The sequence below is a fragment of the Pseudomonas sp. BMW13 genome (assembly GCF_013357275.1).
Taxonomy (GTDB): domain Bacteria; phylum Pseudomonadota; class Gammaproteobacteria; order Pseudomonadales; family Pseudomonadaceae; genus Aquipseudomonas; species Aquipseudomonas khazarica.
Map to the genome: position 1 here is coordinate 208,458 of NZ_SUKD01000013.1, position 21,902 is coordinate 230,359.

At 65.8% G+C, this 21,902-nt stretch carries 23 protein-coding genes; 17 read left to right on the forward strand and 6 right to left on the reverse strand.

Annotation, left to right across the window (positions count from 1 at the left end; translation table 11 throughout):
• Positions 1 to 12: 12 nt before the first annotated feature.
• Entirely contained in the window at positions 13 to 579 is a 567-nt protein-coding gene (locus E4487_RS11610) for a PilZ domain-containing protein (RefSeq protein WP_037049118.1), read from the reverse strand.
• 234 nt (positions 580 to 813) lie between these two features.
• On the opposite strand from E4487_RS11610, the gene E4487_RS11615 reads away from it, so the two are divergent.
• Genes E4487_RS11615 through E4487_RS11625 form a run of 3 tightly spaced genes read left to right on the forward strand, consistent with a single transcriptional unit; the run spans position 814 to position 4,011 of the window.
• Entirely contained in the window at positions 814 to 2,061 is a 1,248-nt protein-coding gene (locus E4487_RS11615) for a lipoprotein-releasing ABC transporter permease subunit (protein ID WP_047589830.1), read from the forward strand.
• A gap of 19 nt (positions 2,062 to 2,080) precedes the next feature.
• Positions 2,081 to 2,767, forward strand: coding sequence for a lipoprotein-releasing ABC transporter ATP-binding protein LolD (gene lolD / locus E4487_RS11620; protein WP_371923236.1), 687 nt, complete (start codon positions 2,081 to 2,083; stop codon positions 2,765 to 2,767).
• Positions 2,767 to 4,011, forward strand: coding sequence for a lipoprotein-releasing ABC transporter permease subunit (locus tag E4487_RS11625; protein ID WP_047589828.1), 1,245 nt, complete (start codon positions 2,767 to 2,769; stop codon positions 4,009 to 4,011). Before lolD ends, E4487_RS11625 begins: the two co-directional genes overlap by 1 nt.
• Before the next feature lie 7 nt (positions 4,012 to 4,018).
• On the opposite strand, the gene E4487_RS11630 is transcribed toward E4487_RS11625, so the two are convergent.
• The 3 genes from E4487_RS11630 to E4487_RS11640 form a co-directional block, all read right to left on the reverse strand.
• Complete coding sequence (locus E4487_RS11630; RefSeq protein WP_037048589.1) at positions 4,019 to 4,627, reverse strand: LysE family translocator; 609 nt, start codon at positions 4,625 to 4,627, stop codon at positions 4,019 to 4,021.
• Positions 4,628 to 4,758: 131 nt separating this feature from the next.
• Positions 4,759 to 5,568, reverse strand: coding sequence for an AraC family transcriptional regulator (locus E4487_RS11635; RefSeq protein WP_175253401.1), 810 nt, complete (start codon positions 5,566 to 5,568; stop codon positions 4,759 to 4,761).
• A 40-nt stretch (positions 5,569 to 5,608) separates the two neighbouring features.
• A complete protein-coding gene (locus E4487_RS11640) occupies positions 5,609 to 6,133 on the reverse strand; it encodes a DUF2062 domain-containing protein (RefSeq protein WP_047589826.1) in 525 nt (174 codons plus the stop codon).
• A 126-nt stretch (positions 6,134 to 6,259) separates the two neighbouring features.
• On the opposite strand from E4487_RS11640, the gene E4487_RS11645 reads away from it, so the two are divergent.
• The 8 genes from E4487_RS11645 (at position 6,260) to murB (ending at position 13,071) form a co-directional block, all read left to right on the forward strand.
• Positions 6,260 to 8,485, forward strand: a complete 2,226-nt coding sequence (locus tag E4487_RS11645; RefSeq protein WP_257229403.1) for a DNA internalization-related competence protein ComEC/Rec2 — start codon at positions 6,260 to 6,262, stop codon at positions 8,483 to 8,485.
• Between the two features lie 72 nt (positions 8,486 to 8,557).
• Entirely contained in the window at positions 8,558 to 9,190 is a 633-nt protein-coding gene (locus tag E4487_RS11650; RefSeq protein WP_037048580.1) for a MotA/TolQ/ExbB proton channel family protein, read from the forward strand.
• Positions 9,187 to 9,615 (forward strand): biopolymer transporter ExbD, encoded by a 429-nt coding sequence (locus E4487_RS11655; RefSeq protein WP_037048577.1) that lies wholly within the window; start codon positions 9,187 to 9,189, stop codon positions 9,613 to 9,615. Before E4487_RS11650 ends, E4487_RS11655 begins: the two co-directional genes overlap by 4 nt.
• The gene (gene lpxK / locus E4487_RS11660; RefSeq protein WP_134676232.1) at positions 9,616 to 10,620 is read left to right on the forward strand and encodes a tetraacyldisaccharide 4'-kinase; all 1,005 of its coding nucleotides are present in this window, start codon (positions 9,616 to 9,618) and stop codon (positions 10,618 to 10,620) included.
• A gap of 20 nt (positions 10,621 to 10,640) precedes the next feature.
• The gene (locus E4487_RS11665) at positions 10,641 to 10,826 is read left to right on the forward strand and encodes a Trm112 family protein (RefSeq protein ID WP_003245207.1); all 186 of its coding nucleotides are present in this window, start codon (positions 10,641 to 10,643) and stop codon (positions 10,824 to 10,826) included.
• Entirely contained in the window at positions 10,827 to 11,591 is a 765-nt protein-coding gene (kdsB, locus tag E4487_RS11670) for a 3-deoxy-manno-octulosonate cytidylyltransferase (protein ID WP_175253402.1), read from the forward strand. It begins immediately after the preceding gene.
• Entirely contained in the window at positions 11,591 to 12,055 is a 465-nt protein-coding gene (locus E4487_RS11675; protein WP_134676230.1) for a low molecular weight protein-tyrosine-phosphatase, read from the forward strand. The genes kdsB and E4487_RS11675 overlap by 1 nt, the downstream gene beginning before the upstream one ends.
• Positions 12,052 to 13,071, forward strand: coding sequence for a UDP-N-acetylmuramate dehydrogenase (gene murB, locus E4487_RS11680; RefSeq protein WP_175253403.1), 1,020 nt, complete (start codon positions 12,052 to 12,054; stop codon positions 13,069 to 13,071). The genes E4487_RS11675 and murB overlap by 4 nt, the downstream gene beginning before the upstream one ends.
• 107 nt (positions 13,072 to 13,178) lie before the next feature.
• On the opposite strand, the gene rne is transcribed toward murB, so the two are convergent.
• Positions 13,179 to 16,217: a ribonuclease E gene (gene rne, locus E4487_RS11685; RefSeq protein ID WP_175253404.1), complete on the reverse strand. Its 3,039-nt coding sequence runs from the start codon at positions 16,215 to 16,217 to the stop codon at positions 13,179 to 13,181.
• A 578-nt stretch (positions 16,218 to 16,795) separates the two neighbouring features.
• On the opposite strand from rne, the gene rluC reads away from it, so the two are divergent.
• Genes rluC through sppA form a run of 3 tightly spaced genes read left to right on the forward strand, consistent with a single transcriptional unit; the run spans position 16,796 to position 19,404 of the window.
• Positions 16,796 to 17,749 carry a 23S rRNA pseudouridine(955/2504/2580) synthase RluC gene (gene rluC / locus E4487_RS11690; protein WP_037048561.1) on the forward strand — a complete coding sequence of 318 codons (954 nt, stop codon included), beginning with the start codon at positions 16,796 to 16,798 and terminating at the stop codon, positions 17,747 to 17,749.
• Positions 17,742 to 18,437, forward strand: coding sequence for an HAD-IA family hydrolase (locus E4487_RS11695; RefSeq protein WP_175253405.1), 696 nt, complete (start codon positions 17,742 to 17,744; stop codon positions 18,435 to 18,437). The genes rluC and E4487_RS11695 overlap by 8 nt, the downstream gene beginning before the upstream one ends.
• The gene (gene sppA, locus E4487_RS11700) at positions 18,427 to 19,404 is read left to right on the forward strand and encodes a signal peptide peptidase SppA (protein ID WP_037048549.1); all 978 of its coding nucleotides are present in this window, start codon (positions 18,427 to 18,429) and stop codon (positions 19,402 to 19,404) included. The genes E4487_RS11695 and sppA overlap by 11 nt, the downstream gene beginning before the upstream one ends.
• Positions 19,405 to 19,463: 59 nt before the next feature.
• Here the strand turns inward: sppA and E4487_RS11705 are convergent, their stop codons facing one another.
• Positions 19,464 to 20,045: a nucleoside triphosphate pyrophosphatase gene (locus E4487_RS11705; RefSeq protein WP_175253406.1), complete on the reverse strand. Its 582-nt coding sequence runs from the start codon at positions 20,043 to 20,045 to the stop codon at positions 19,464 to 19,466.
• Positions 20,046 to 20,154: 109 nt separating this feature from the next.
• Here E4487_RS11705 and E4487_RS11710 point away from each other — a divergent pair, with 109 nt between their 5' ends.
• The 3 genes from E4487_RS11710 to plsX are packed head-to-tail and all read left to right on the forward strand — an operon-like array spanning position 20,155 to position 21,892.
• Positions 20,155 to 20,682 carry a YceD family protein gene (locus E4487_RS11710; RefSeq protein WP_037048544.1) on the forward strand — a complete coding sequence of 176 codons (528 nt, stop codon included), beginning with the start codon at positions 20,155 to 20,157 and terminating at the stop codon, positions 20,680 to 20,682.
• Positions 20,683 to 20,695: 13 nt separating this feature from the next.
• Positions 20,696 to 20,878 (forward strand): 50S ribosomal protein L32, encoded by a 183-nt coding sequence (gene rpmF / locus E4487_RS11715; RefSeq protein WP_037048542.1) that lies wholly within the window; start codon positions 20,696 to 20,698, stop codon positions 20,876 to 20,878.
• A 3-nt stretch (positions 20,879 to 20,881) separates the two neighbouring features.
• Positions 20,882 to 21,892, forward strand: coding sequence for a phosphate acyltransferase PlsX (plsX, locus tag E4487_RS11720; RefSeq protein ID WP_175253407.1), 1,011 nt, complete (start codon positions 20,882 to 20,884; stop codon positions 21,890 to 21,892).
• Positions 21,893 to 21,902 lie beyond the last annotated feature (10 nt).

A 21,902-nucleotide genomic window follows, 5' to 3' on the forward strand; every position in this document is an offset into this window, starting at 1 on the left:
CCTTGGCGGCGTTCATTCGCGGGCCTGGCGACGTTCCAGAGCCTGTTTCTGCAGGATATGCCGGGCCAGCAACTGGCGCTGTGCGTCGGTCAACGCTTCGAACTCCGTGCCGATCTCGTACTGGCCATTGGCGCGCTGGCTGCAGTGCACGACCTGGGCCCGCAGCAACAGGCCGAGGGCCTGGGGCATCAGCACCATCTTGATCGCCAGGTGACTGCCCGGCGCGACGGCCTGGGCATGGTTGAAGCTGATGCCACCCTCGGACAACGACACCTGGCGGGGCGCGCCGATATCGCGCAGCAGGCTTTGCGCCACGGCCTGGCCGAGCAGGTCGATGCGCTTGTTGATCACCTTCAGGTAGTTGGCCAGGGTGCGGTCGCGCTCGCTGATGTGACGCAGCAGGTGCTGCGACTCGAAGTCCATCAGGTGCAGGTCGCTGAGCAGGTTGAACAGCGGCGACGGATCGTGAAGTTCGTCGCTGGCCTGGGCTTCGGCGCCTGCCAGCAGGGTGAATTCCAGTGCGATCGTATCTTCGATGCGATAGTATTCGCGGCGATCATCTACATCGTTTGTCGACATGGCGAACCCATGAAAGCAGTGGTGGTCGAAGACCCTGTTGAAAGTCTCGCGAGCTGGATGCATGCAAGGCGAGAGTCGCCGAGGTCGTGCCGTTTACCTGGGTAAACCGGCGCCCCGAGTCGACTTCAACGCAGCAGGCTCGTTGCGCAGCGGACTTTGACTTGTTTCTGAGTGTAAGGCCGCTGATCAGGCCCCGCCACAAGGACGTTTTTCTTTCTCCCGAATCTCTCCGACATGTTCAGACCTCTGTTCGTATTCATCGGTACGCGTTACACGCGGGCCAAGCGACGCAACCACTTCGTCTCCTTCATCTCCCTGACGTCCATGCTCGGCCTCACCCTCGGGGTGATGGTGATGATCCTGGTGCTGTCGGTGATGAATGGCTTCGACCATGAGATGCGTACGCGCGTACTCGGCATGATCCCCCATGCCACCATCGAGTCGGCGACGCCGGTCAGCGACTGGCAGGCCCTGGCGAGCCAGGTCAAGCAGCATCCGCGGGTCGAGGCGCTGGCGCCTTTCACCCAGATGCAGGGCCTGCTGACGCATGACGGCAAGGTGCAGAAGGTGCTGATCAATGCCATCGACCCCGAGCAGGAACGCAAGGTGTCGATCATCGACGGCTTCTTCCAGCAGGGCAGCCTGGACAGCCTGCGCCCCGGCGATTTCGCCATGGTCATCGGCGACAAGGCGGCGGCCAAGCTGGGGGTGAAGCTGGGTGACAAGATCACCTTCGTCGCGCCCGAGGTGACGGTCACGCCGGCCGGCATGTTCCCGCGCCTGAAGCGCTTCACCATCACCGGTATCTTCCATGTCGGCGCCGGCGAGATCGACGGCGCGCTGGCGCTGGCCAACATCAGCGACCTGGCCCGCCTGCACCGCTGGCAGCCCGGCCAGGTGCAGGGTCTGCGCCTGAAATTCGATGATCTGTTCCAGGCGCCACGCAGCGCCTGGGAGATCGCCCAGACCCTCGACGGCGATTTCTATGCACGCGACTGGACCCGCACCCACGGCAACCTCTACCAGGCGATCCGCATGGAGAAGACCATGATCGGCCTGTTGTTGCTGCTGATCGTCGCGGTGGCCGCGTTCAACATCATCTCCACCCTGGTGATGGTGGTGAGCGACAAGAAGGCCGACATCGCCATCCTGCGCACCCTCGGTGCCACGCCACGGCAGATCATGGCCATCTTCATGGTCCAGGGCACGGTCATCGGCGTGGTCGGCACCCTCATCGGTGCGCTGCTGGGCATCGTCGCCGCGCTGAATGTCAGCAGCCTGATCGCTGCCATCGAGAAACTGCTGGGCATCAAGTTTCTCAACGCCGATGTCTATTTCATCGATTACCTGCCTTCGCAACTGCAGAGCGCCGACGTGGTCATGGTCTGTGCCGCGGCGCTGCTGCTGAGCTTCTTCGCCACCCTGTATCCGGCCTGGCGCGCCGCGCGCACCCAGCCCGCCGAGGCCCTGCGTTATGAGTGAATCCATGAGTCAGAACGCCATGAAACAGCAAAATGCCGTGCTCAGCTGCCGCAACCTGAGCAAGCGCTACGACGAGGGCCCCGAGTCGGTGGTCGTGCTCGATGGTCTGGAGCTGGAACTGCTGGCCGGTGAACGCGTCGCCATCGTCGGCAGCTCCGGTTCGGGCAAGAGCACCCTGCTGAACATGCTCGGTGGCCTGGATACGCCGAGCGAGGGCAGCGTCTGGCTGGCCGGCGAGCAGCTGTCGGCACTGAGCGAGACGGCACGCGGCCTGCTGCGCAATCGCGCCCTGGGCTTCGTCTACCAGTTCCACCACCTGCTGGCGGAGTTCACCGCACTGGAGAACGCCTGCATGCCGCTGCTGATCGGCAAGACGCCGATCGCCGAGGCGCGTGAGCGTGCCACCCAGCTGCTCGAACGCGTCGGTCTGGGCCATCGCCTCAATCACAAGCCGGCCGAACTGTCCGGCGGCGAGCGCCAGCGTGTGGCGATTGCCCGCGCGCTGGTCAACCGTCCGGGCCTGGTGCTGCTCGACGAGCCCACCGGCAACCTCGACCAGCACACCGCCGAAGGTATCCAGGAGCTGATGCGCGAGCTGAGCCGCGACTCCAACACCGCGTTCCTGGTGGTGACCCACGACATGCAGCTGGCCCGGCAGATGGATCGCGTGCTGAGCCTGCAGGACGGCAAACTGGTGAGCATCTGATGTTTCGTCCGCTGAGTATCTTCATCGGCGCTCGCTACACACGGGCCAAGCGCCGCAATCATTTCATCTCCTTCATTTCGCTGACCTCGATGATCGGCCTGGGCCTGGGTGTCCTGGCGATGATCGTGGTGCTCTCGGTGATGAACGGCTTCCAGCGGGAAATGAGCTCGCGCATCCTCGGCATGGTGCCGCACGCGATGCTCTATGGTGAGCAGCCGGTGGCCGACTGGCAGGCGCTGGCGGACAAGGCCATGGCCAATCCGCAGGTGCTGGCTGCTGCGCCCTATGCCGAGCTGGAGGGCATGCTCTCGCACCGTGGGGTGATGCAGCCGATCCAGATTCACGGCATCGATCCGGCGCAGGAGGGCAAGGTGTCGATCCTGCCCGGCCACATCCGCCAGGGCAGCCTGAACAACCTGCAGCCCGGCGAGTTCGGCGTGGTGATCGGTGATATCACCGCGCGCCGTTTCGGCTTGCAGGTCGGCGACAAGCTGACGCTGATCATTCCCGAGCTGAGCAGCGCACCGGGTGGTGTCACGCCGCGCATGCAGCGTCTGAACGTGGCGGCGATCTTCAAGGTCGGCGCCGAGCTGGACAGCTCGCTGGCGCTGATCAATGTCGCCGATGCCGCCAGCATGCAGCGCCTGCCGGAGGGCACGGTGCCGGGTATCCGCCTGGCGCTGAAGGACCTCTACCAGGCGCCGCAGGTGTCCAAGGCACTGGTGGCCGAGCTGGGCAGTGGCTACCGCGCCGATGACTGGACCCACACCCAGGGCAGCCTGTTCAGCGCGATGAAGATGGAGAAGACCATGATCGGCCTGCTGTTGCTGCTGATCGTCGCCGTGGCGGCGTTCAACATCATCGCCACGCTGATCATGGTGGTCGCCGACAAGGGCGGCGACATCGCCATCCTGCGTACGCTGGGCGCCACGCCACGGCAGATCATGGCGATCTTCATGGTGCAGGGTTCGGTGATCGGCCTGGTCGGCACCCTGTTCGGCACCGTGTTCGGCGTGCTGGCCGCACTGAACGTCAGTGCGCTGGTGGCCTGGCTGGAATCCTTCGCCGGGCAGCAGGTGCTGAGTTCCGACGTGTATTTCATCAGCAGCCTGCCTTCGGAGTTGCAGTGGCTGGACGTGGCGCTGATCTGTTCCGCTGCGCTGCTGCTCAGTTTCCTTGCTACGCTCTATCCCTCCTGGCGCGCCGCCCAGGTGCAGCCGGCCGAAGCCCTGCGCTACGAGTGAGGCCGTCTCACCACCAACCAGCCAGGTGCAGCGCCAGCACGGCGAAGGCGACGGCGAACAGGTAGCGCAGCGTGCGCAGCACCGCCGGGCGCTGCAGCAGATGCTGGCGCAGCGCTGCGGCGAACAGCCCGTAGACGCTGAATACGGCGAAGGTCACTGCCATGAACAGCCCGCTGAGTGTCAGCAGGTGCTGCATGGCATGCGCCTGACCTGGCTCGAGGAACTGCGGCAGGAACGCCAGGAAGAAGATCGACAGCTTGGGGTTGAGCAGGTTGAGCGCGACGCCCGAGCGTATCAGCGTGGCGTTCGAACGTGCGCCCTGATGCGCCTGCAGCTGCAGCGGACCCTGTTCACGCAACATGCCCCAGGCCATCCACAACAGGTAGAGCGCGCCGCCGTAGCTGAGTGCTTGCAGCGCCAGGGGGCTGGCGTAGAGCAGGGCGGCCAGCCCGCTGACGGCGGCCAAGGCATGTGGCGCGCAGCCCAGGGTGCAGCCGAAGGCCGCTACCAGGCTGGCGCGCCAACCCTGTGCCAGGCCGGCGGCGATGGTGTAGACCACGCCGGTGCCTGGCGAGGCCACCACCAGCAGCGAGGTGAGAAGAAATTCGAGGCTCATGCCGCAGGCCCTCCCTGGTCGTTCGGGCCTGTGTTGCGATCGTGCCTGTGCATGGGGCTTTCCCTGTGACGAGTGAGCCCGCAGTCTGTCGAGTCGTGTTCCGGACGATCTTGAACGAAATTGCAGAGGGCTCAGCGTCCCGGGCGGGCGTACAGTCCTGGGGTGAAGCCGAAGCAGCGCACGAAGTGGCGGCTCATGTGGCTCTGGTCGGCAAAGCCCGCAGTGGCCGCAGCCTCGGCCAGGGGCAGGCCGGTGGCCACCAGCTGGCGCGCCTTGAGCAGGCGTCGTTGCAGCAGGTAGGCGTGGGGCGTCAGTCCAGTCAGGCGGGAGAAGGCGCGCACCAGCTGGAAGCGGCTGAGCTGCGCCTGTTCCGCCAGCAGCGCCAGCGTCAGGGGTGCCATGGGGTCGTCGTCGATCAGCGTCTTGGCTCGGCTGGCACCGTTTCCGGCGGCCAGAGGCTTGCCCGGACGCTGTTCCAGAAGGTGCGCGAGCAGCACCGGCAGGGTCTGCTCGCCGGCCAGTTGCGCCGCTGGCATGCCAGGCTGGGCGATGGCCCGGTACAGCGCCGCGAAGGCATGGCTGGCCTGGCGCTTGCGCAGCACCGGATAGGCCAGTTCGCTGGGCGTCGGGCCGCCGTCACTGGCCATGTCGGCGAAGGCCTGGGCGATCCGCTCGGGCTCGAAGTACAGCATCCGCCAGCGCCGGGCGTTGCCACCCAGTGGTGCGCCATCGTGGACTTCACCAGGGTTGAGCGAGATCAGGTCGCCGGCTTGCGCCTGTACCTGGCCCCGGCCGCTGGCCGAGCGCTGGGCGCCCTGGAGGATCTGGCCGATGCCGAACTGTTCGTGGATATGGCGTGCGAAGCTGCGGTCGGAGTCGGCCTCGACGATCTCCACGCCCAATCCGCTCAGGCGTCGTATGCGAAAGCCCGGCTCGTTCATGCGTATCCGTCTCCTGGCACCATGCTGCGCCTGGTTGAGGTTACTGCTGCTGGCGGCGACGTTCCTGGCGTTTGCGCCAGCTGCGCTGCACCCACCAGCGCCAGTACGCCATGGTCAGCACGTAACCGAGCACGGCGAGGATCAGGCCCGCCACGAAGGAGCCCAGCAGCAACGGTTTCCACAGCATCGACAGCTCGGCGGTGATCCACTCCAGGCTGAGGTGGCTGGGCATGCGCACGGCGGGTGAGTTGCTCAGCCAGGCGCCGAACTTGTAGGTGCAGTAGAACACCGGCGGCATGGTGATCGGGTTGGTCAGCCAGACCAGGCCGATGGAAATGGGCAGGTTCGCCCGCAGAGGAATCGCCACCGCAGCGGCGGCCAGCATCTGCATGGGCATGGGGATCATCGCCCAGAACAGGCCGATGGCCATGCCACGGGCGACCGAATGGCGGTTGAGGTGCCAGAGATTGGGGTCGTGGATGAGCTTGCCGAGAAAGCGCAGGGACTTGTTACCCTTGATACTGTCGGGGTTGGGCAAGTAGCGCTTGAATAAACGACGCGGCATGAAGAGTCTCTGGGCAGGCAAAAGCGCCGATATTATGCACGGATTCGTCATCGTCAGCGTTTCCATATTGTGACCTAAGTTGAGCGCCGGATGCGCTCGGCTGAGCTCGACGAGCAGGGAGGCTCGATGCGTACAGGGATGTTGGCGCTGGCCCTGGGTTTGCTGGCGTTGCGCTTTCTGCCGGGCCTGCCGTCCGCCGGGGTGCTGCTGCTCATGGCCGGTTGCGCGCTCGCGCTGCTGTGCTCGCGGGGCTATCCCCTGGGCTTCTTCCTGCTGGGGCTGGCCTGGGCCTGCGGCTCCGCGCAATGGGCACTGGATGATCGCCTGGGCGTGGCGCTGGATGGGCGCACCCTGTGGCTGGAGGGGCAGGTGGTCGGCTTGCCGGAAGCGGCCGACGGTGTGCTTCGCTTCCAGTTGCAGGACGCCCGTTCACGGCGTGCCGAACTGCCCGCCAGGATGCGCCTGGCCTGGTATGGCGGGCCTCCGGTGCTGGCCGGCGAGCGTTGGCGTCTGGCAGTCAATCTCAAGCGTCCCCATGGCCTGGTCAATCCGCAGCGTTTCGATTACGAAGCCTGGCTGCTGGCCCAGCGCATCGGCGCCACGGGGACGATCAAGGCGGGTGAGCGCCTGGCCCCGGCCACTGGCCTGGGCAGCTGGCGCGACGCCCTGCGCCAGCGCCTGCTGGCGGTGCCCGCCTGGGGACGGCAGGGCGGCATTGCCGCACTGGTGCTCGGCGATGGCTCCGGCCTGACGGCGGAGGACTGGCGTCTGTTGCAGCACACCGGCACCGTCCACCTGATGGTCATCTCCGGGCAGCACATCGCCCTGCTGTCCGGTTTCCTCTACGGACTGGTGGCGCTGCTGGCCAGGCTCGGTGCCTGGCCGCAGCGCCTGCCGTGGTTGCCTTGCGCCTGCGCGCTGGCCCTGGGCGGCGCGCTGGTCTATGGCCTGCTGGCCGGGTTCGAGGTGCCGGTGCGCAGGGCCTGCGTGATGGTTGCCCTGGTGCTGTTGTGGCGCCTGCGCTTTCGTCACCTGGGCCCTGCCTGGCCAATGTTGGCGGCCCTGCTGGTGGTGCTGTTGCTGGAGCCGCTGGCGTCCCTGCAGCCGGGCTTCTGGCTGTCGTTCTCGGCGGTCGCCGTGCTTGCGCTGGCCTTTTCCAGTCGCCTGGGTGCCTGGGGCTGGTGGCACGGGCTGACGCGTGCGCAATGGACCACAGCAATCGGCCTGTTGCCGATGATGTTGATCCTCGGGCTGCCGGTCAGCAGCAGCGGGCCTCTGGCCAATCTGCTCGCCGTGCCCTGGGTAGGGCTTGTGGTGGTGCCGCTGGCGCTGTTCGGTACGCTGCTGTTGCCGGTGCCTCTGCTCGGCGAGGGCTTGCTGTGGCTGGCCGGCGGGGCATTGCAGCTGCTCTTCGTGCTGCTCGGCCTGATCGCCGGCTGGTTGCCCGCCTGGCTGCCCAGCGAGTTGCCGTGGTGGGTCTGGTCGTTGGCGGCGCTGGGGGCCGCGTTGCTGTTGCTGCCTGCCGGTGTGCCACTGCGCTTGCCGGGGCTGGCGCTGCTGCTGCCCGCGCTGCTGGTACCGGCGCAAGGACCCGAGGACGGGCAGGCCGACGTCTGGGTCCTGGATGTCGGCCAGGGTTTGTCGGTTCTGGTGCGGACCCGCGAGCACAGCCTGCTGTACGACGCCGGGCCGCGCTTCGGTGACTTCGACAGCGGCGAACGTATCGTCCTGCCGTCGCTGCGTGCGCTGAACCTCCGGCGACTCGACCTGTTACTGGTCAGCCACGCCGACAACGATCATGCCGGTGGGGCGGCGGCCGTGGCGGCGGGCATGCCGGTGGCGCGGGTCATCAGTGGCGAGCCGGTGTGTCTCGCGCGAAGCCTGGCTGCCGAGGCCTGCGAGTCCGGGCGCAGCTGGCAGTGGGATGGCGTGACCTTCAGGTTGTGGCAATGGCCGCAGGCGGCGCCAGGCAACCCGCGTTCCTGCGTCTTGCAGGTGGAGGCTGGGGGGGAGCGCTTGCTGTTGACCGGCGACATCGATGCCGCGGCCGAACAGGAACTGGTGCAATCGGGCTTCCCGCTGGCGTCGCACTGGCTGCTGGCTCCGCATCACGGCAGCCGCAGCTCCTCCAGCCAGCCCTTCATCGACGCGGTCGGGCCGCAGCACGTGCTGATCACGCGCAGCCGGCACAATGCCTTCGGCCATCCGCACCCGCAGGTGCTGGCGCGTTACCGGGCGGCGGGCGTGGCGGTGCATGACACCGCGTATGCCGGCGCGCTGCATCTGCGCCTGGGCAAGTGGCTCGCACCGCGCGGGTTGCGAAGCGAGGCACGCTTCTGGCGGGAAAAATGAGAACGGCGGCGGTCGGCGGGTGACCCACCCTATGCTAGAGTGGCGCCACTTTTTCGAGGGGGAATCTCTACCGTGTGGGAACTGGTCAAAGCTGGCGGCTGGATGATGCTGCCGATCATTCTCTGTTCCATCGCTGCTGCCGGTATCGTTGCCGAGCGCCTGTGGACCCTGCGGCCCGCCCGCGTCACGCCGGCCAATCTGCTGGCCCAGGTATGGCGCTGGATCAAGGACAAGAAACTGAACAACCAGAAGCTCAAGGAGCTGCGTGAGCATTCGCCGCTCGGGCAGATCCTGGCCGCTGGCCTGGCCAACTCCAAGCATGGTCGCGAGATCATGAAAGAGTGCATCGAAGAGGCCGCCGCCCGCGTCATTCATGATCTGGAGCGCTACCTCAACGCCCTCGGCACCATCGCCGGCATCGCACCGTTGCTCGGCTTGCTCGGTACCGTGCTGGGCATGATCGAAATCTTCAGCTCCTTCATGGGCGCGGGTATGGCCAATGCGCCGATGCTCGCCGGCGGTATCTCCAAGGCGCTGATCACCACTGCGGCAGGCCTGATCGTGGCGATCCCGGCGCTGTTCTTCCACCGCTACCTGCAACGTCGTGTCGACGAGCTGGTGGTGGGCATGGAGCAGGAGGCGATCAAGCTGGTGGAGATGGTGCAAGGTGACCGTGACGTCGACCTGGGCGAGGGCAAGGCGTGAAATTCCGGCGCAAACCGCGGGAGAACGTCGAGATCAACCTGGCCTCGTTGATCGACGTGGTGTTCATCCTGCTGCTGTTCTTCGTGGTCACCACCACCTTCACCCGTGAGACCCAGCTCAAGGTCGACCTGCCCGAGGCGGTCAGTGGCACGCCACCGGAGCAGACCGAGCTCAAGCAGGTCGAAGTGCTGATCGCTGCCGACGGCGCCTACTCGGTGAACGGCAAGGCCCTGCTGGAAAGCAACCTGAGCAACCTGATGGCGGCGCTGCAGAAAGAGTCCGATGGTGACAACAGCCTGCCGCTGATCATCAGCGCCGATGGCAAGACCCCGCATCAGGCGGTGATCACGGCCATGGATGCCGCAGGCAAGCTGGGCTTCGCACACCTGCGCATGACCACGGTGGAAGCACAGGAAGCGCCCTGATTGAGCGCCGCCGATCGCTTGCTCGAGGCCTGGTACCGCGGCCACCCGGCGCTGGTGCTGCTGCGCCCGCTGGAGTGGCTGTACCGCCGCGTGGTGCAGGGCAAGCGCGCGCGTTTCCTGGCGGGCGAGGGTGACATCTACCGCGCCCCCGTGCCGGTGCTGGTGGTGGGCAACGTCACCGTCGGCGGCACCGGCAAGACCCCGCTGATCCTCTTTCTCATCGAACATTGCCGGGCTCGCGGTCTCAGGGTCGGCGTGGTCAGCCGTGGCTATGGCGCCACGCCGCCGAGCCTGCCCTGGCGTGTGCGTGCCGAGCAGCCTGCGGCGCAGGCTGGTGACGAGCCGCTGTTGATCGTGCAGCGCACGGATGTGCCGCTGATGATCGACCCGGACCGCAGTCGCGCCGTGCGGGCGCTGCTGGCCGAGGAGCCGCTGGACCTGATCCTCTGCGACGACGGCTTGCAGCACTATCGCCTGGCGCGCGACCTGGAACTGGTGCTGATCGATGCCGCGCGCGGCCTGGGCAATCGCCGCTGCCTGCCGGCGGGGCCGCTGCGCGAGCCTGCCGAGCGTCTGCAGGCGGTCGATGCGGTGCTGTACAACGGCGCCGAGGCGGATCGCGCCGACGGTTACGCCTTCCAGCTGCAGCCCAGTGCGCTGGTCAACCTGGCCAGCGGCGAGCGCGTCGCTCTCGAGCATTTTTCGGCAGGGCAGGCGGTGCATGCAGTGGCCGGCATCGGTAATCCGCAGCGTTTCTTCAACACCCTCGAAGCGCTAAACTGGCGGCCGGTTCCGCACCCCTTCGCCGACCATGCCCAGTACGATCTGGCGCAGCTCAGCTTCGAGCCATCGCTGCCGCTGCTGATGACGGAGAAGGATGCGGTGAAATGCCGGGCCTTCGCCGCCGCCGACTGGTGGTATCTGGCTGTCGATGCCGTGCCCACGCAGGCCTTCGTCGACTGGCTGGATGCGGAGCTGACCCGTCTCATACCGGGGTCTTCGTAACCCCATCCAAGGACTGCGTCATGGACCTCAAACTGCTCGACATCCTCGCCTGCCCGATCTGCAAGGGCCCGCTGCAGCTCTCCGAAGACAAGACCGAACTGATCAGCAAGGGCGCCGGCGTGGCCTACCCGATTCGCGACGGCATTCCGGTGATGCTGGAGAGCGAAGCCCGTACCCTGACCACTGACGAGCGTCTGGACAAGTAAATGAGCGCTGCCTTCACTGTCGTCATTCCCGCCCGTTACGCCTCCACCCGCCTGCCAGGCAAGCCGCTGCAGGACATCGCCGGCAAGCCCATGGTCCAGCATGTCTGGGAGCAGGCGCGGAAGAGTTCGGCCAGCCGGGTGGTGATCGCCACCGACGACGCCCGCATCGTCGAGGCCTGTACCGCGTTCGGCGCCGAGGTGCTGCTGACCCGCGAGGATCACAACTCCGGCACCGACCGCCTGGCCGAGGTCGCCACCCAGCTCGGATTGTCCGCCGATGCCATCGTGGTCAACGTGCAGGGCGACGAACCGCTGATTCCGCCGCTGATCATCGATCAGGTGGCGGCCAACCTGGCGGCCAATCCGCAGGCCGGCATCGCCACGCTGGCGGAGCCGATCGAGGACGTCTTGGCGCTGTTCAACCCCAACGTGGTCAAGGTGGTGGCCGACAAGAACGGCCTGGCCCTGACCTTCAGTCGTGCGCCGCTGGCCTGGGCGCGCGATGCCTTCGCCAAGGACCGCGACGTGCTGCCGCAAGGCGTGCCGTACCGCCGCCACATCGGTATCTACGCCTACCGTGCCGGTTTCCTGCATGACTTCGTCGCCTGGGGCCCGTGCTGGCTGGAAGACACCGAGTGCCTGGAGCAGCTGCGCGCGCTCTACAACGGTGTGCGCATCCATGTCGCCGACGCCCTGGAAGCGCCGGCCGCCGGCGTGGATACCGCCGAAGACCTGGAACGGGTTCGTCACCTGCTGGGGGTCTGATGAAGGTTCTCTTCGTTTGCCTGGGCAACATCTGCCGCTCGCCCACCGCCGAAGGCGTCTTCCGTCACAAGCTGCGCGCAGCCGGTCTGGAAGGGCAGGTGCAGGTGGATTCCGCCGGCACCGGTGACTGGCACGTGGGCAAGGCGCCGGACAGCCGCACCCGCCAGGCGGCGCAGCGCCGTGGCTATGACCTGTCGGCGCAACGTGCGCGCCAGGTCGAGGCCGCGGACTTCCAGCGCTTCGACCTCATCCTGGCCATGGACCAGAGCAACCTGCGCAATCTGCAGGCGCTGCGTCCGGCCGGCGCCCGTGCCGACCTCGATCTGTACCTGCGTCGTTTCGACCTGGCCCTGGACGAGGTGCCGGACCCGTACTACGGCGGTGAGGATGGCTTCGAGCAGGTGCTGGACCTGATCGAGCAGGCCAGCGATGCATTGCTGATCGAGATCAAGGGGCGCCTGTGACACTCAACCTGCAGAGCGATATGTCGCTCAAGCCGTTCAACAGTTTCGGCGTCGATGTGCGTGCGCGGCTGTTCGCCGAGGCGCATGACGATGCCGAGGTGCGCGAGGCGCTGAGCCTGGCCGAACAACGGGGCCTGCCCCTGCTGGTGGTCGGCGGTGGCAGCAACCTGCTGCTGACGGGCGATGTCGAGGCGCTGGTGCTGCGCATGGCCAGTCGTGGCCTGCGGGTTCTCGACGATGCTGGCGAGCAGGTGCTGGTCGAGGCCGAGGCCGGCGAACCCTGGCATCCGTTCGTGCAATGGAGCCTGGCGCAGGGCTTCAGTGGCCTGGAGAACCTCAGCCTGATTCCCGGCACCGTCGGTGCTGCGCCGATGCAGAACATCGGTGCCTATGGCGTGGAGGTCAAGGACCTGTTCGCCGGGCTGACCGCGCTGGATCGCCACAGTGGCGAGCTGCGCGAGTTCGCGCTGGACGAGTGTGCCTTTGCCTACCGCGACAGCCTGTTCAAGCGTGAGGCCGGGCGCTGGTTGATCCTGCGCGTGCGTTTTCGCCTGGCTCGCCAGGCCGCGCTGCGTCTGGACTATGGCCCGGTGCGTCAGCGCCTGGTCGAAATGGGGGTCGAGGCGCCGACGGCGAGCGATGTCGGTCGGGCGATCTGCGCCATTCGCAGCGAGAAACTGCCGGATCCGGCCGAGCTGGGCAACGCCGGCAGCTTCTTCAAGAACCCGGTGGTGTCGTTCGAGCTGGCCGAGCGCATTCGTGCGCAGCACGCCGATCTGGTCAGCTATCCGGCGGGCGATGGCCTGGTCAAGCTGGCGGCCGGCTGGCTGATCGAGCGGGCAGGGTGGAAGGGCTTTCGCGACGGGGATGCCGCAGTGCATCGCCTGCAGGCGTTGGTGCTGGTCAACCATGGCCGTGCCACGGGCGCGCAACTGCTGGCCCTGGCGCAGCGCATCCAGGGCGATGTGCTGGCGCGATTCGGCGTCGATCTGGAAATCGAACCCAACGTTCTCTGAAGCGCTCCTGGAGCACGCGCTGCTCCAGGCACTTCACTCGCGGTGACGGAAAGCGGACATGAAAAAGGGGATGCCTAGGCATCCCCTTTTTGCGTACCGCCGGAGGATCAAACCTGAGGTTTGATCTCCTCCTTCTCTGCGGCCGCTTCTTCTTCCGGCTGTGCCTGTTCTACCGCTTCGCTCGCAACCTGCTCGCTGGCAGCAGGGGCTGCTTCAGCGCTCGGCTCGACGGCAGGGGCTGCCTCTTCGCTTTCGCTTGCAGTGGCGCTCGGCTCTTCAACCGGGGCGCTTTCCGCGACTACCGGCTCGTTCTGCTCGGCCGGTGCGGCGGCGGCAGCTTCGGCGGCTTCACGGGCCAGGCGCTCGGCTTCGCGCTGACGACGACGCACTTCGCGCGGGTCGTTCGAGGCGCGGCCGGTGGCATTGGCCGGAACTGCTTCCGCTGCCGGAGCGACTTCCTCGGCTACTGCCGGAGCAGGTTCCTGGGCAGCTTCGACGACCGGCTCGGGCTGTGCAACCGGCTCGACAGCAGGTGCTTCGACGGCTGCCGGCTCTTCGGCTGCAGCGGCAGGGGCTGCCTCGACCGCCGTTTCGGCGACCACAGCGCTCTCGACCGCTTCGCTCACTGGGGCTTCGGCTGGCGCCTCGACCGGCTGTGCAGCAGGCGCTTCAGCCTCGACGGCCTCGACTGCTGGCGCTTCAGTGGCCGGCGCTTCGCTGGCGACGGCTTCGCTGCTGTCGACGCTTTCTGCAACGACCGCAGCGGCAGTGGCGACTGCGACCGGGGTGGCGGCCTGGGCGTCGTTGCCAGCGGCTTCGCTGTTCTCGGCGCTCTCGATCAGGTTGCCATCGGCATCACGCTGACGCTCGCGACGGTTGCTGCGGCGACGCTGACCGCGAGAGCGACGACGCGGGCGCTCGCCTTCAGCGTTACCCTGCTCGTCGTCTTGCAGCTGCTCTTCGTTCGGCAGCGCTTCGTCCTGTACGGCCTCGGCCTGCTCGGCGCGCGGCTGACGCTCCTCGCGTGGCGGACGCTGACGCTCCTGGCGCTCGCCGCGTGGCTGGCGCTCGGCGCGCTGCTCGTCGCGTTGCTCGTTGCCAGCGTCCAGCGGCTCGCGCAGTTCGCGCACGCGCTCTTCACGCGGGGCACGCTCTTCGCGCGGCTTGCGCTCGCGACGGTTCTCCTGGCCTTCGCGCGGTGCGCGTTCTTCACGCGGAGCACGCTCTTCGCGCGGCTGGCGCTCTTCACGGGGCTCGCGGGCCTGACGCTCTTCACGCGGGGCGCGCTCTTCACGAGGCTTGCGCTCGTCGTCACCACGGCGACCGCCGCGGTTACGGCTCTGCTGGCGACCGTTGCGACGCTCTTCGCGCGGCGGACGCTCCTTGCTCTTCTTCTCGACCACCGCCGGCTGGACTTCTTCTTCCTTGCCGGCGAACAGGCTGACCAGCGACTTCACCAGGCCCTTGAACAGGCTCGGCTCCGGTGCGCTGACGGGGGGCAGCGGCGCCTGCGCCTGCGGCTCGGCGGCGACCGGCGCGTTGCTGCGCGGTGCGGCCTTGATCGCGGCTTCCTGGCGAACCAGGGTGCGGGTGGCGGCGGCGGGGTGGGCGGCTGCGTCCTCGGCCTCGGTGGTGGCGGCGATTTCGTAGCTGGTCTGGCTGCTCAGGGCTTCCGGACTGTCGTCACGCAGGCGCTGGACTTCGAAGTGCGGCGTTTCCAGGTGATCGTTCGGCAGGATCACGATGCGCGCGCGGGTGCGCAGTTCGATCTTGGTGATCGAGTTGCGCTTCTCGTTGAGCAGGAAGGCGGCGACCGGGATCGGTACCTGAGCGCGGACTTCGGCGGTGCGATCCTTCAGCGCTTCTTCTTCGATCAGGCGCAGGATGGCCAGCGACAGGGATTCGACGTCGCGGATGATGCCTTGACCGTTGCAGCGTGGGCAGACGATGCCGCTGGTCTCGCCGAGGGACGGACGCAGGCGCTGACGGGACATTTCCAGCAGGCCGAAGCGCGAGATGCGGCCGACCTGAACGCGGGCGCGGTCGGCTTCCAGGGCTTCGCGGACTTTCTCTTCCACGGCGCGCTGGTTCTTCGCCGGGGTCATGTCGATGAAGTCGATGACGATCAGGCCGCCGATGTCACGCAGGCGCAGCTGGCGGGCGATTTCCTCGGCCGCTTCCAGGTTGGTCTGCAGGGCGGTTTCTTCGATGTCGCTGCCTTTGGTGGCGCGCGCCGAGTTGATGTCGATGGACACCAGGGCTTCGGTCGGGTCGATGACGATGGAACCACCGGACGGCAGCTTCACTTCACGCTGGAAGGCGGTTTCGATCTGGCTTTCGATCTGGAAGCGGTTGAACAGCGGCACGCTGTCTTCGTACAGCTTGATCTTGCTGGCGTACTGCGGCATCACCTGCTGGATGAAGGACAGGGCTTCTTCCTGGGCTTCGACGCTGTCGACCAGCACTTCGCCGATGTCCTGGCGCAGGTAGTCGCGGATGGCGCGGATGATGACGTTGGATTCCTGGTAGATCAGGAACGGGGCAGGGCGGCTGGTGGAGGCTTCCTTGATGGCGCTCCACAGTTGCAGCAGGTAATCGAGGTCCCACTGCATTTCTTCGCTGGAGCGGCCCAGGCCGGCGGTGCGCACGATCAGGCCCATGTCGGCCGGAGCGTCGAGGCCATTGAGCGCTTCACGCAGTTCGTTGCGCTCTTCGCCTTCGATGCGGCGGCTGATGCCACCTGCGCGCGGGTTGTTCGGCATCAGGACCAGGTAGCGGCCGGCCAGGCTGATGAAGGTGGTCAGGGCCGCGCCCTTGTTGCCGCGTTCTTCCTTCTCGACCTGGACGATGACTTCCTGGCCTTCCTTGAGTACGTCCTTGATGTTGACGCGGCCGCCTTCAGGGGCCTTGGAGAAGTATTCGCGAGAGATTTCTTTGAGGGGGAGGAAGCCGTGGCGTTCGGAACCGAAATCGACGAAGGCGGCTTCAAGGCTGGGTTCGACGCGGGTGATGCGGCCTTTGTAGATGTTGGCCTTCTTCTGTTCGCGGGCGCCGGACTCGATGTCCAGATCGTAGAGTTTTTGGCCATCTACCAGGGCAACACGCAACTCTTCGGGCTGAGTCGCGTTAATGAGCATTCTTTTCATGTGGTACCAATGGGCTCCGGGCTAGCGGAAGCCACGTTAGGCACACACGACTATCAGAGTCGGTGTCAGGCGCGTCAGAAACGGTCGTAAATCGTTCCACTGTCTAGCGACGGTCGGCCATCGAAGGCCGCGGTCGCGACGGACGTCTCCTGCTTGCTGTGGTGACAGAAAGCACTCAGTCAGGAGGAGGAATCAACTGGCGGAAGCGGACGAGATGAGGCGTCTTTGATCAAGCTATGAGCTACGCAGTCCGACAGTTGTACATCTCCACCCTACACGTATCGCTGAAAATCGGGTGCCGCGCGCGGATTCCGCAGCGGTTGTCAGTTACCGCGACCGCCCCACTGGGCGAGTCGCGCATCATACTCAAGGCGTTGTTTCCGAATTCTTCACGGCCTTTTGCGGCCTTCTAACACTGAACAATCCGTCGGACGGCCTCACGTCCTGAAAGGGTTGCGCGGGCAGGGGATGGCAAGTTTGGCGATCATCCGCAAGCCAGGCCACTTTTGGCGGCGTTCGCGACTATAGCAGCAATGATTAAGTGCTTCAATTCCATAAAAAATTGTTATGATTGCGCGATGACTACTCCTGCCTCTCCAACCTCCGGCGTCCAGCTGATCGAGGTTGCACCGGAACTCGCCGGCCAACGCATCGACAATTTCCTCCGGACACAGCTCAAGGGCGTGCCCAAGACCCTGATTTACCGCATCCTGCGCAAGGGTGAAGTGCGCGTGAACAAGGGGCGCATCAAGCCCGAGTACAAGCTGCAGGCTGGTGACGTGGTACGGGTGCCGCCGTTGCGCCTGGCCGAGCGCGATGAGCCCGAGCCGCTGGCTCAGGGCCTGCTGGAACGCCTCGAAGCGGCCATCGTCTACGAGGACAAGGCGCTGATCGTGCTGAACAAACCGGCGGGTATCGCCGTGCATGGTGGCAGCGGCCTGAACTATGGGGTGATCGAGGCGTTTCGCCAGCTGCGCCCCGATGCCAAGGATCTGGAGCTGGTGCACCGCCTGGATCGTGATACCTCGGGTCTGCTGATGATCGCCAAGAAACGCAGCATGCTGCGTCATCTGCATGAGGCGCTGCGCGGTGATGGCGTCGACAAGCGCTACATGGCGCTGGTGCGCGGGCACTGGGCGACGGCCAAGAAACAGGTCAATGCGCCGCTGCAGAAGAGCAATCTGCGTTCCGGCGAGCGCATGGTCGAGGTTGATGGGGAAGGCAAGGAGGCGCTGACGCTGTTCCGCGTGCTGCGCCGCTTCGGTGACTTCGCCACCCTGGTCGAGGCCAAGCCGGTCACCGGGCGCACCCACCAGATCCGCGTGCATGCCAAGCATGCCGGGCACTCCATCGCCGGTGACTCCAAGTACGGCGATGACGAATTCACGCGCGAGATTCGCGAGCTGGGCGGCAAGCGCCTGTTCCTGCATGCCTACGAGCTGCATGTGCCGCTGCCGGATGGCGGTGTGCTGAAGCTCGAGGCGCCGGTGGACGAGATGTGGGCCAGGACCCTGGAGCGTCTGAGTGCCTGACTATCAACTGCTGGTCTTCGATTGGGATGGCACGCTGGTCGACTCCATCGGTCGCATCGTCGAGGCCATGCATCGCGCTGCCGATATCACCGGCGTGCCGCGCTGCAGCGATGTGGCGGTGCGCGGCATCATCGGTCTGGAGCTGGGGGTGGCGATCGGCACGCTCTATCCGGAACTCGATGAATCGTTGCGCATCGAAGCCATTCGGCGTGCCTACAGCGAGCAGTACCTGGCGCTGGAAACCGAGCCGTCGCCGCTGTTCGACGGCGTGCGCGAGTCGCTCGAAGTCTTTCGCGAGCAGGGCTATCGTCTGGCGGTCGCGACCGGCAAGGGGCGCAAGGGGCTGCATCGGGTGCTGGCGGACAAGGGTTGGCTGGACTACTTCGATATCACCCGTTGCGCTGACGAGACGGCGAGCAAGCCGGATCCGCTGATGCTGCACGAGATTCTTGCGCATTGCCGGGTGCAGCCCGAGCGGGCGTTGATGGTGGGGGATTCGACCTTCGACCTGCTCATGGCGCGCAATGCCGGGATGGACGCGGTAGCGGTCGGTTTCGGTGCTCAGCCATTGTCGGTTCTGCGTGAATGTGCGCCGCGTTTGGCAATCAACGAGTTCAATGAGCTGCGCGCGTGGCTGGAAGGCCGTCATGCGCAGCATCCTTCAGAGGTGAGTGAGCATGTCGGATGAGTGGAAGTCATCGTCGTCGTCGGGCGAGGATGCCAAGAGCTGGAAACTGCTTGAGAAAACCCTGCTTTCAAGTGTGCAGGAGCAGCGTCGGTCCCGGCGCTGGGGGATCTTTTTCAAGCTGCTGACCTTCATCTATCTGTTCGGTGCGTTGGCGCTGGTGTTGCCGGCGCTCGACCTGAAGTCGGCCTCGACCACGACGGCGCACACGGCGCTGATCGAGATTCGCGGCATGATCGCCGATCGTGAGGAAGCCAGCGCCGACAAGGTGGTGGGCAGCCTGCGTGCGGCGTTCGAGGACAGCAACACCAAGGGTGTGATCCTGCGTATCAACAGCCCGGGCGGCAGTCCCGTGCAGTCGGGCTACATCTATGACGAGATTCGTCGCCTGCGTGGCGAGTACCCGCAGACCAAGGTCTACGCGGTGATCAGTGATCTCGGGGCGTCCGGCGCCTACTACATCGCCAGTGCGGCGGACGAGATCTACGCCGACAAGGCCAGTCTGGTCGGCTCGATCGGGGTCACGGCGGCCAGCTTCGGCTTCGTCGATACCATGGAGAAGCTGGGTGTCGAGCGTCGCGTCTACACCTCCGGCGAGCACAAGGCCTTTCTCGATCCGTTCCAGCCGCAGAAGGAAGAGGAGACACGCTTCTGGAAGACCGTGCTGGAAACCACGCACCGTCAGTTCATCGACAGCGTGAAGAAGGGGCGGGGTGAGCGACTCAAGGCGGATGAGCATCCCGAGCTGTTCTCCGGCCTGATCTGGTCCGGCGAGCAGGCTCTGCAGTTGGGTCTGATCGATGCCCTGGGCAGTGCCAGCTATGTGGCGCGCGAGGTGATCGGCGAGAAGGAAATGGTCGACTACACCCAGCGGGACACGCCGTTCGATCGCTTCGCCAAGCGCCTGGGTACCAGTGTGGCGGATCGCATCGCGCTGTGGATGGGCTTCCAGGGGCCGACGCTGCGCTGAGGAATGCTCCCGTAGGGCGGGTGTAATCCGCCAGTCTCGGTCGGCGGGTTGCACCCGCCCTACGGTATCTCGACGCCCTCGTTGAGCAGCATGTCCACCAGGCGGATCAGCGGCAGGCCGACCAGGCTGGTGGCGTCTTCGCCTTGCGTGCTGCGGAACAGGCTGATGCCCAGGCCCTCGGATTTGAAGCTGCCGGCGCAGTCGAAAGGTTGTTCGCGCTGCAGGTAGCGCAGGATCTGTCCGTCATCGAGCGGGCGAAAGTGCACGGTGAAGGGAACGCAGTCGACCTGGCATCGGCCGCTGCCTGTATCGAGCAGGGCCAGGCCGGTGAGAAAGGTGACGCTGCTGCCGCTGGCGGCGCGCAGTTGCTGCTGGGCCCTCGGCAGGTCATGGGGTTTGCCGAGAATCTGGCCGTCGCTGAGGATGGCGACCTGATCCGAGCCGATGATCAGGTGGTTGGGGTGCTGGTCGGCCAATGCGCGGGCCTTTGCCTCGGCCAGGCGCCTGACCAGGTCGATGCCGGTTTCGCCTGCCAGGCGGGTTTCGTCGATGCTCGGCGACTGCCAGGTGAAGGGCAGTTGCAGGCGGTCGAGCAGTTCGCGGCGGTAGGGCGAGCTGGAGGCGAGCAGCAGCGCGGGCATGTTCTCTTCCTTATATAAGTGGGCGAGAAATTCTACTGGTCGTGCCTGGGTGAATACAGGCTCAATTTCCTTTGACACGGGCAGGGTGCATCCCTAGAATGCTGCGCCTATGTTGAATGGGCCGATTCCACCTCACGTTGATCCGCGCAAGCTCGCCGACCGCGAAGCTACCCTCGAAGGGCAGCTCGAACTGGCCAGCCTGCCGCGTCTCTGCGACCCGCTTGCCGATACGGCGGGCGCGGTGCAGGCGAAGTTTCACTTCGGGCGTGACGAGCAGAAAACTGTGGTGATCCGCAGTGAGCTCGAGGTTGAGGTCAAAATGGTCTGCCAGCGTTGTCTGGAGCTGGTCGCGCTACCCATCCGCAGCGAATGTGAATACGCGGTGGTTCGGGTTGGAGCGAACACTCAGTCCTTGCCGAAGGGCTACGACGTGCTGGAAGTGGGTGAGGAGCCGCTGGAGCTGCTCGGTCTGGTCGAGGATGAATTGCTTCTCGCCCTGCCGATCGTTCCTGCTCACGCCCCAGGTGATTGCCAGCAGCCGGACGGTCTCGATGAGCCCGAGCCGGGCGAGGACGAGGTATCGCGGTCCAACCCGTTCAGTGTATTGGCGCAGTTAAAGCGTGACCCAAACGTTTAGGAGTTAATGAGTTATGGCTGTTCAGCAGAACAAAAAATCCCGTTCCGCCCGCGATATGCGCCGTTCGCACGACGCACTCGAGGCCAGCGCCCTGTCCGTAGAGAAGAGCACCGGTGAAGTTCACCTGCGCCACCACGTTTCTCCGGAAGGCGTATACCGCGGTCGTAAAGTGATCGACAAGGGCGCTGACGAGTAATCCTTGTCCGCCTCGATCATCGCGATTGATGCAATGGGTGGGGACTTCGGTCCCCACTGCATTGTTCCGGCCTGCATTTCCGCGCTGGCCGAGTTCCCCTCGCTACACCTGACCCTCGTCGGTCAAGCTCCCCTCATCGAAGAACAGCTCGCTCGCCAGTCCGGCGTCGATCGCGCGCGCCTGCAGGTTCATCACGCCAGTGAAGTGATCGCCATGGACGAGCGTCCGGCTCAGGCGCTGCGCGGCAAGCCCGATGCTTCGATGCGCGTGGCGCTGGAGCTGGTGCGGCAGCGTCAGGCGCACGCCTGCGTCAGTGCCGGCAACACCGGTGCGCTGATGGCGTTGTCGCGCTATCTGCTCAAGACCCTGCCGGGGATCGATCGGCCGGCCATGGTCAGTCCGATACCCACCGAGCGCGGCCATTGCTACCTGCTGGACCTGGGCGCCAACGTTGACTGCAGCGCCGAGCACCTCTACCAGTTCGCCATCATGGGTGCGGTCGCGGCCGAGACGCTGGGTATCGCGCGGCCACGGGTGGCGCTGCTCAATGTCGGCACGGAAGACATCAAGGGCAACCAGCAGGTCAAGCTCGCCGCCAGCATGCTGCAGCAGGCGCATGGGCTGAACTTCGTCGGCTACATAGAAGGTGACGGTGTCTATCGCGGCGAGGCCGACGTGGTGGTGTGCGACGGTTTTGTCGGCAACATCCTGCTCAAGTCCAGCGAGGGGCTCGCGCGAATGGTCACCGGGCGGGTCGAGGCGCTGTTCAGGGAGGGGCTGTTCGCCCAGGCCATCGGCGCCCTGGCGATGCCGCTGCTGCGTCGCCTCAAGGCCGATCTGGCGCCGGCACGGCACAACGGCGCGAGTTTTCTCGGGCTGCAGGGCATCGTCGTGAAGAGTCATGGCGCCGCCGGCCGGGAGAGTTTCCAGAGCGCCATTCGCTGCGCGCTGCGCGAGGTGCAGGAGAATCTGCCGCAGCGACTGCATGGTCGACTCGAGGACTTGTTGTTGTAGACTCGTCGCG

What these genes read in the sequence shown, in the direction of transcription:
- E4487_RS11610 (WP_037049118.1), bottom strand. Translation starts at nt 579, where the DNA reads ATGTCGACAAACGATGTAGATGATCGCCGCGAATACTATCGCATCGAA.
- E4487_RS11615 (WP_047589830.1), top strand. Translation starts at nt 814, where the DNA reads ATGTTCAGACCTCTGTTCGTATTCATCGGTACGCGTTACACGCGGGCC.
- lolD (WP_371923236.1), top strand. Translation starts at nt 2,081, where the DNA reads ATGAAACAGCAAAATGCCGTGCTCAGCTGCCGCAACCTGAGCAAGCGC.
- E4487_RS11625 (WP_047589828.1), top strand. Translation starts at nt 2,767, where the DNA reads ATGTTTCGTCCGCTGAGTATCTTCATCGGCGCTCGCTACACACGGGCC.
- E4487_RS11630 (WP_037048589.1), bottom strand. Translation starts at nt 4,627, where the DNA reads ATGAGCCTCGAATTTCTTCTCACCTCGCTGCTGGTGGTGGCCTCGCCA.
- E4487_RS11635 (WP_175253401.1), bottom strand. Translation starts at nt 5,568, where the DNA reads ATGAACGAGCCGGGCTTTCGCATACGACGCCTGAGCGGATTGGGCGTG.
- E4487_RS11640 (WP_047589826.1), bottom strand. Translation starts at nt 6,133, where the DNA reads ATGCCGCGTCGTTTATTCAAGCGCTACTTGCCCAACCCCGACAGTATC.
- E4487_RS11645 (WP_257229403.1), top strand. Translation starts at nt 6,260, where the DNA reads ATGCGTACAGGGATGTTGGCGCTGGCCCTGGGTTTGCTGGCGTTGCGC.
- E4487_RS11665 (WP_003245207.1), top strand. Translation starts at nt 10,641, where the DNA reads ATGGACCTCAAACTGCTCGACATCCTCGCCTGCCCGATCTGCAAGGGC.
- kdsB (WP_175253402.1), top strand. Translation starts at nt 10,827, where the DNA reads ATGAGCGCTGCCTTCACTGTCGTCATTCCCGCCCGTTACGCCTCCACC.
- E4487_RS11675 (WP_134676230.1), top strand. Translation starts at nt 11,591, where the DNA reads ATGAAGGTTCTCTTCGTTTGCCTGGGCAACATCTGCCGCTCGCCCACC.
- rne (WP_175253404.1), bottom strand. Translation starts at nt 16,217, where the DNA reads ATGAAAAGAATGCTCATTAACGCGACTCAGCCCGAAGAGTTGCGTGTT.
- rluC (WP_037048561.1), top strand. Translation starts at nt 16,796, where the DNA reads ATGACTACTCCTGCCTCTCCAACCTCCGGCGTCCAGCTGATCGAGGTT.
- sppA (WP_037048549.1), top strand. Translation starts at nt 18,427, where the DNA reads ATGTCGGATGAGTGGAAGTCATCGTCGTCGTCGGGCGAGGATGCCAAG.
- E4487_RS11705 (WP_175253406.1), bottom strand. Translation starts at nt 20,045, where the DNA reads ATGCCCGCGCTGCTGCTCGCCTCCAGCTCGCCCTACCGCCGCGAACTG.
- E4487_RS11710 (WP_037048544.1), top strand. Translation starts at nt 20,155, where the DNA reads ATGTTGAATGGGCCGATTCCACCTCACGTTGATCCGCGCAAGCTCGCC.
- rpmF (WP_037048542.1), top strand. Translation starts at nt 20,696, where the DNA reads ATGGCTGTTCAGCAGAACAAAAAATCCCGTTCCGCCCGCGATATGCGC.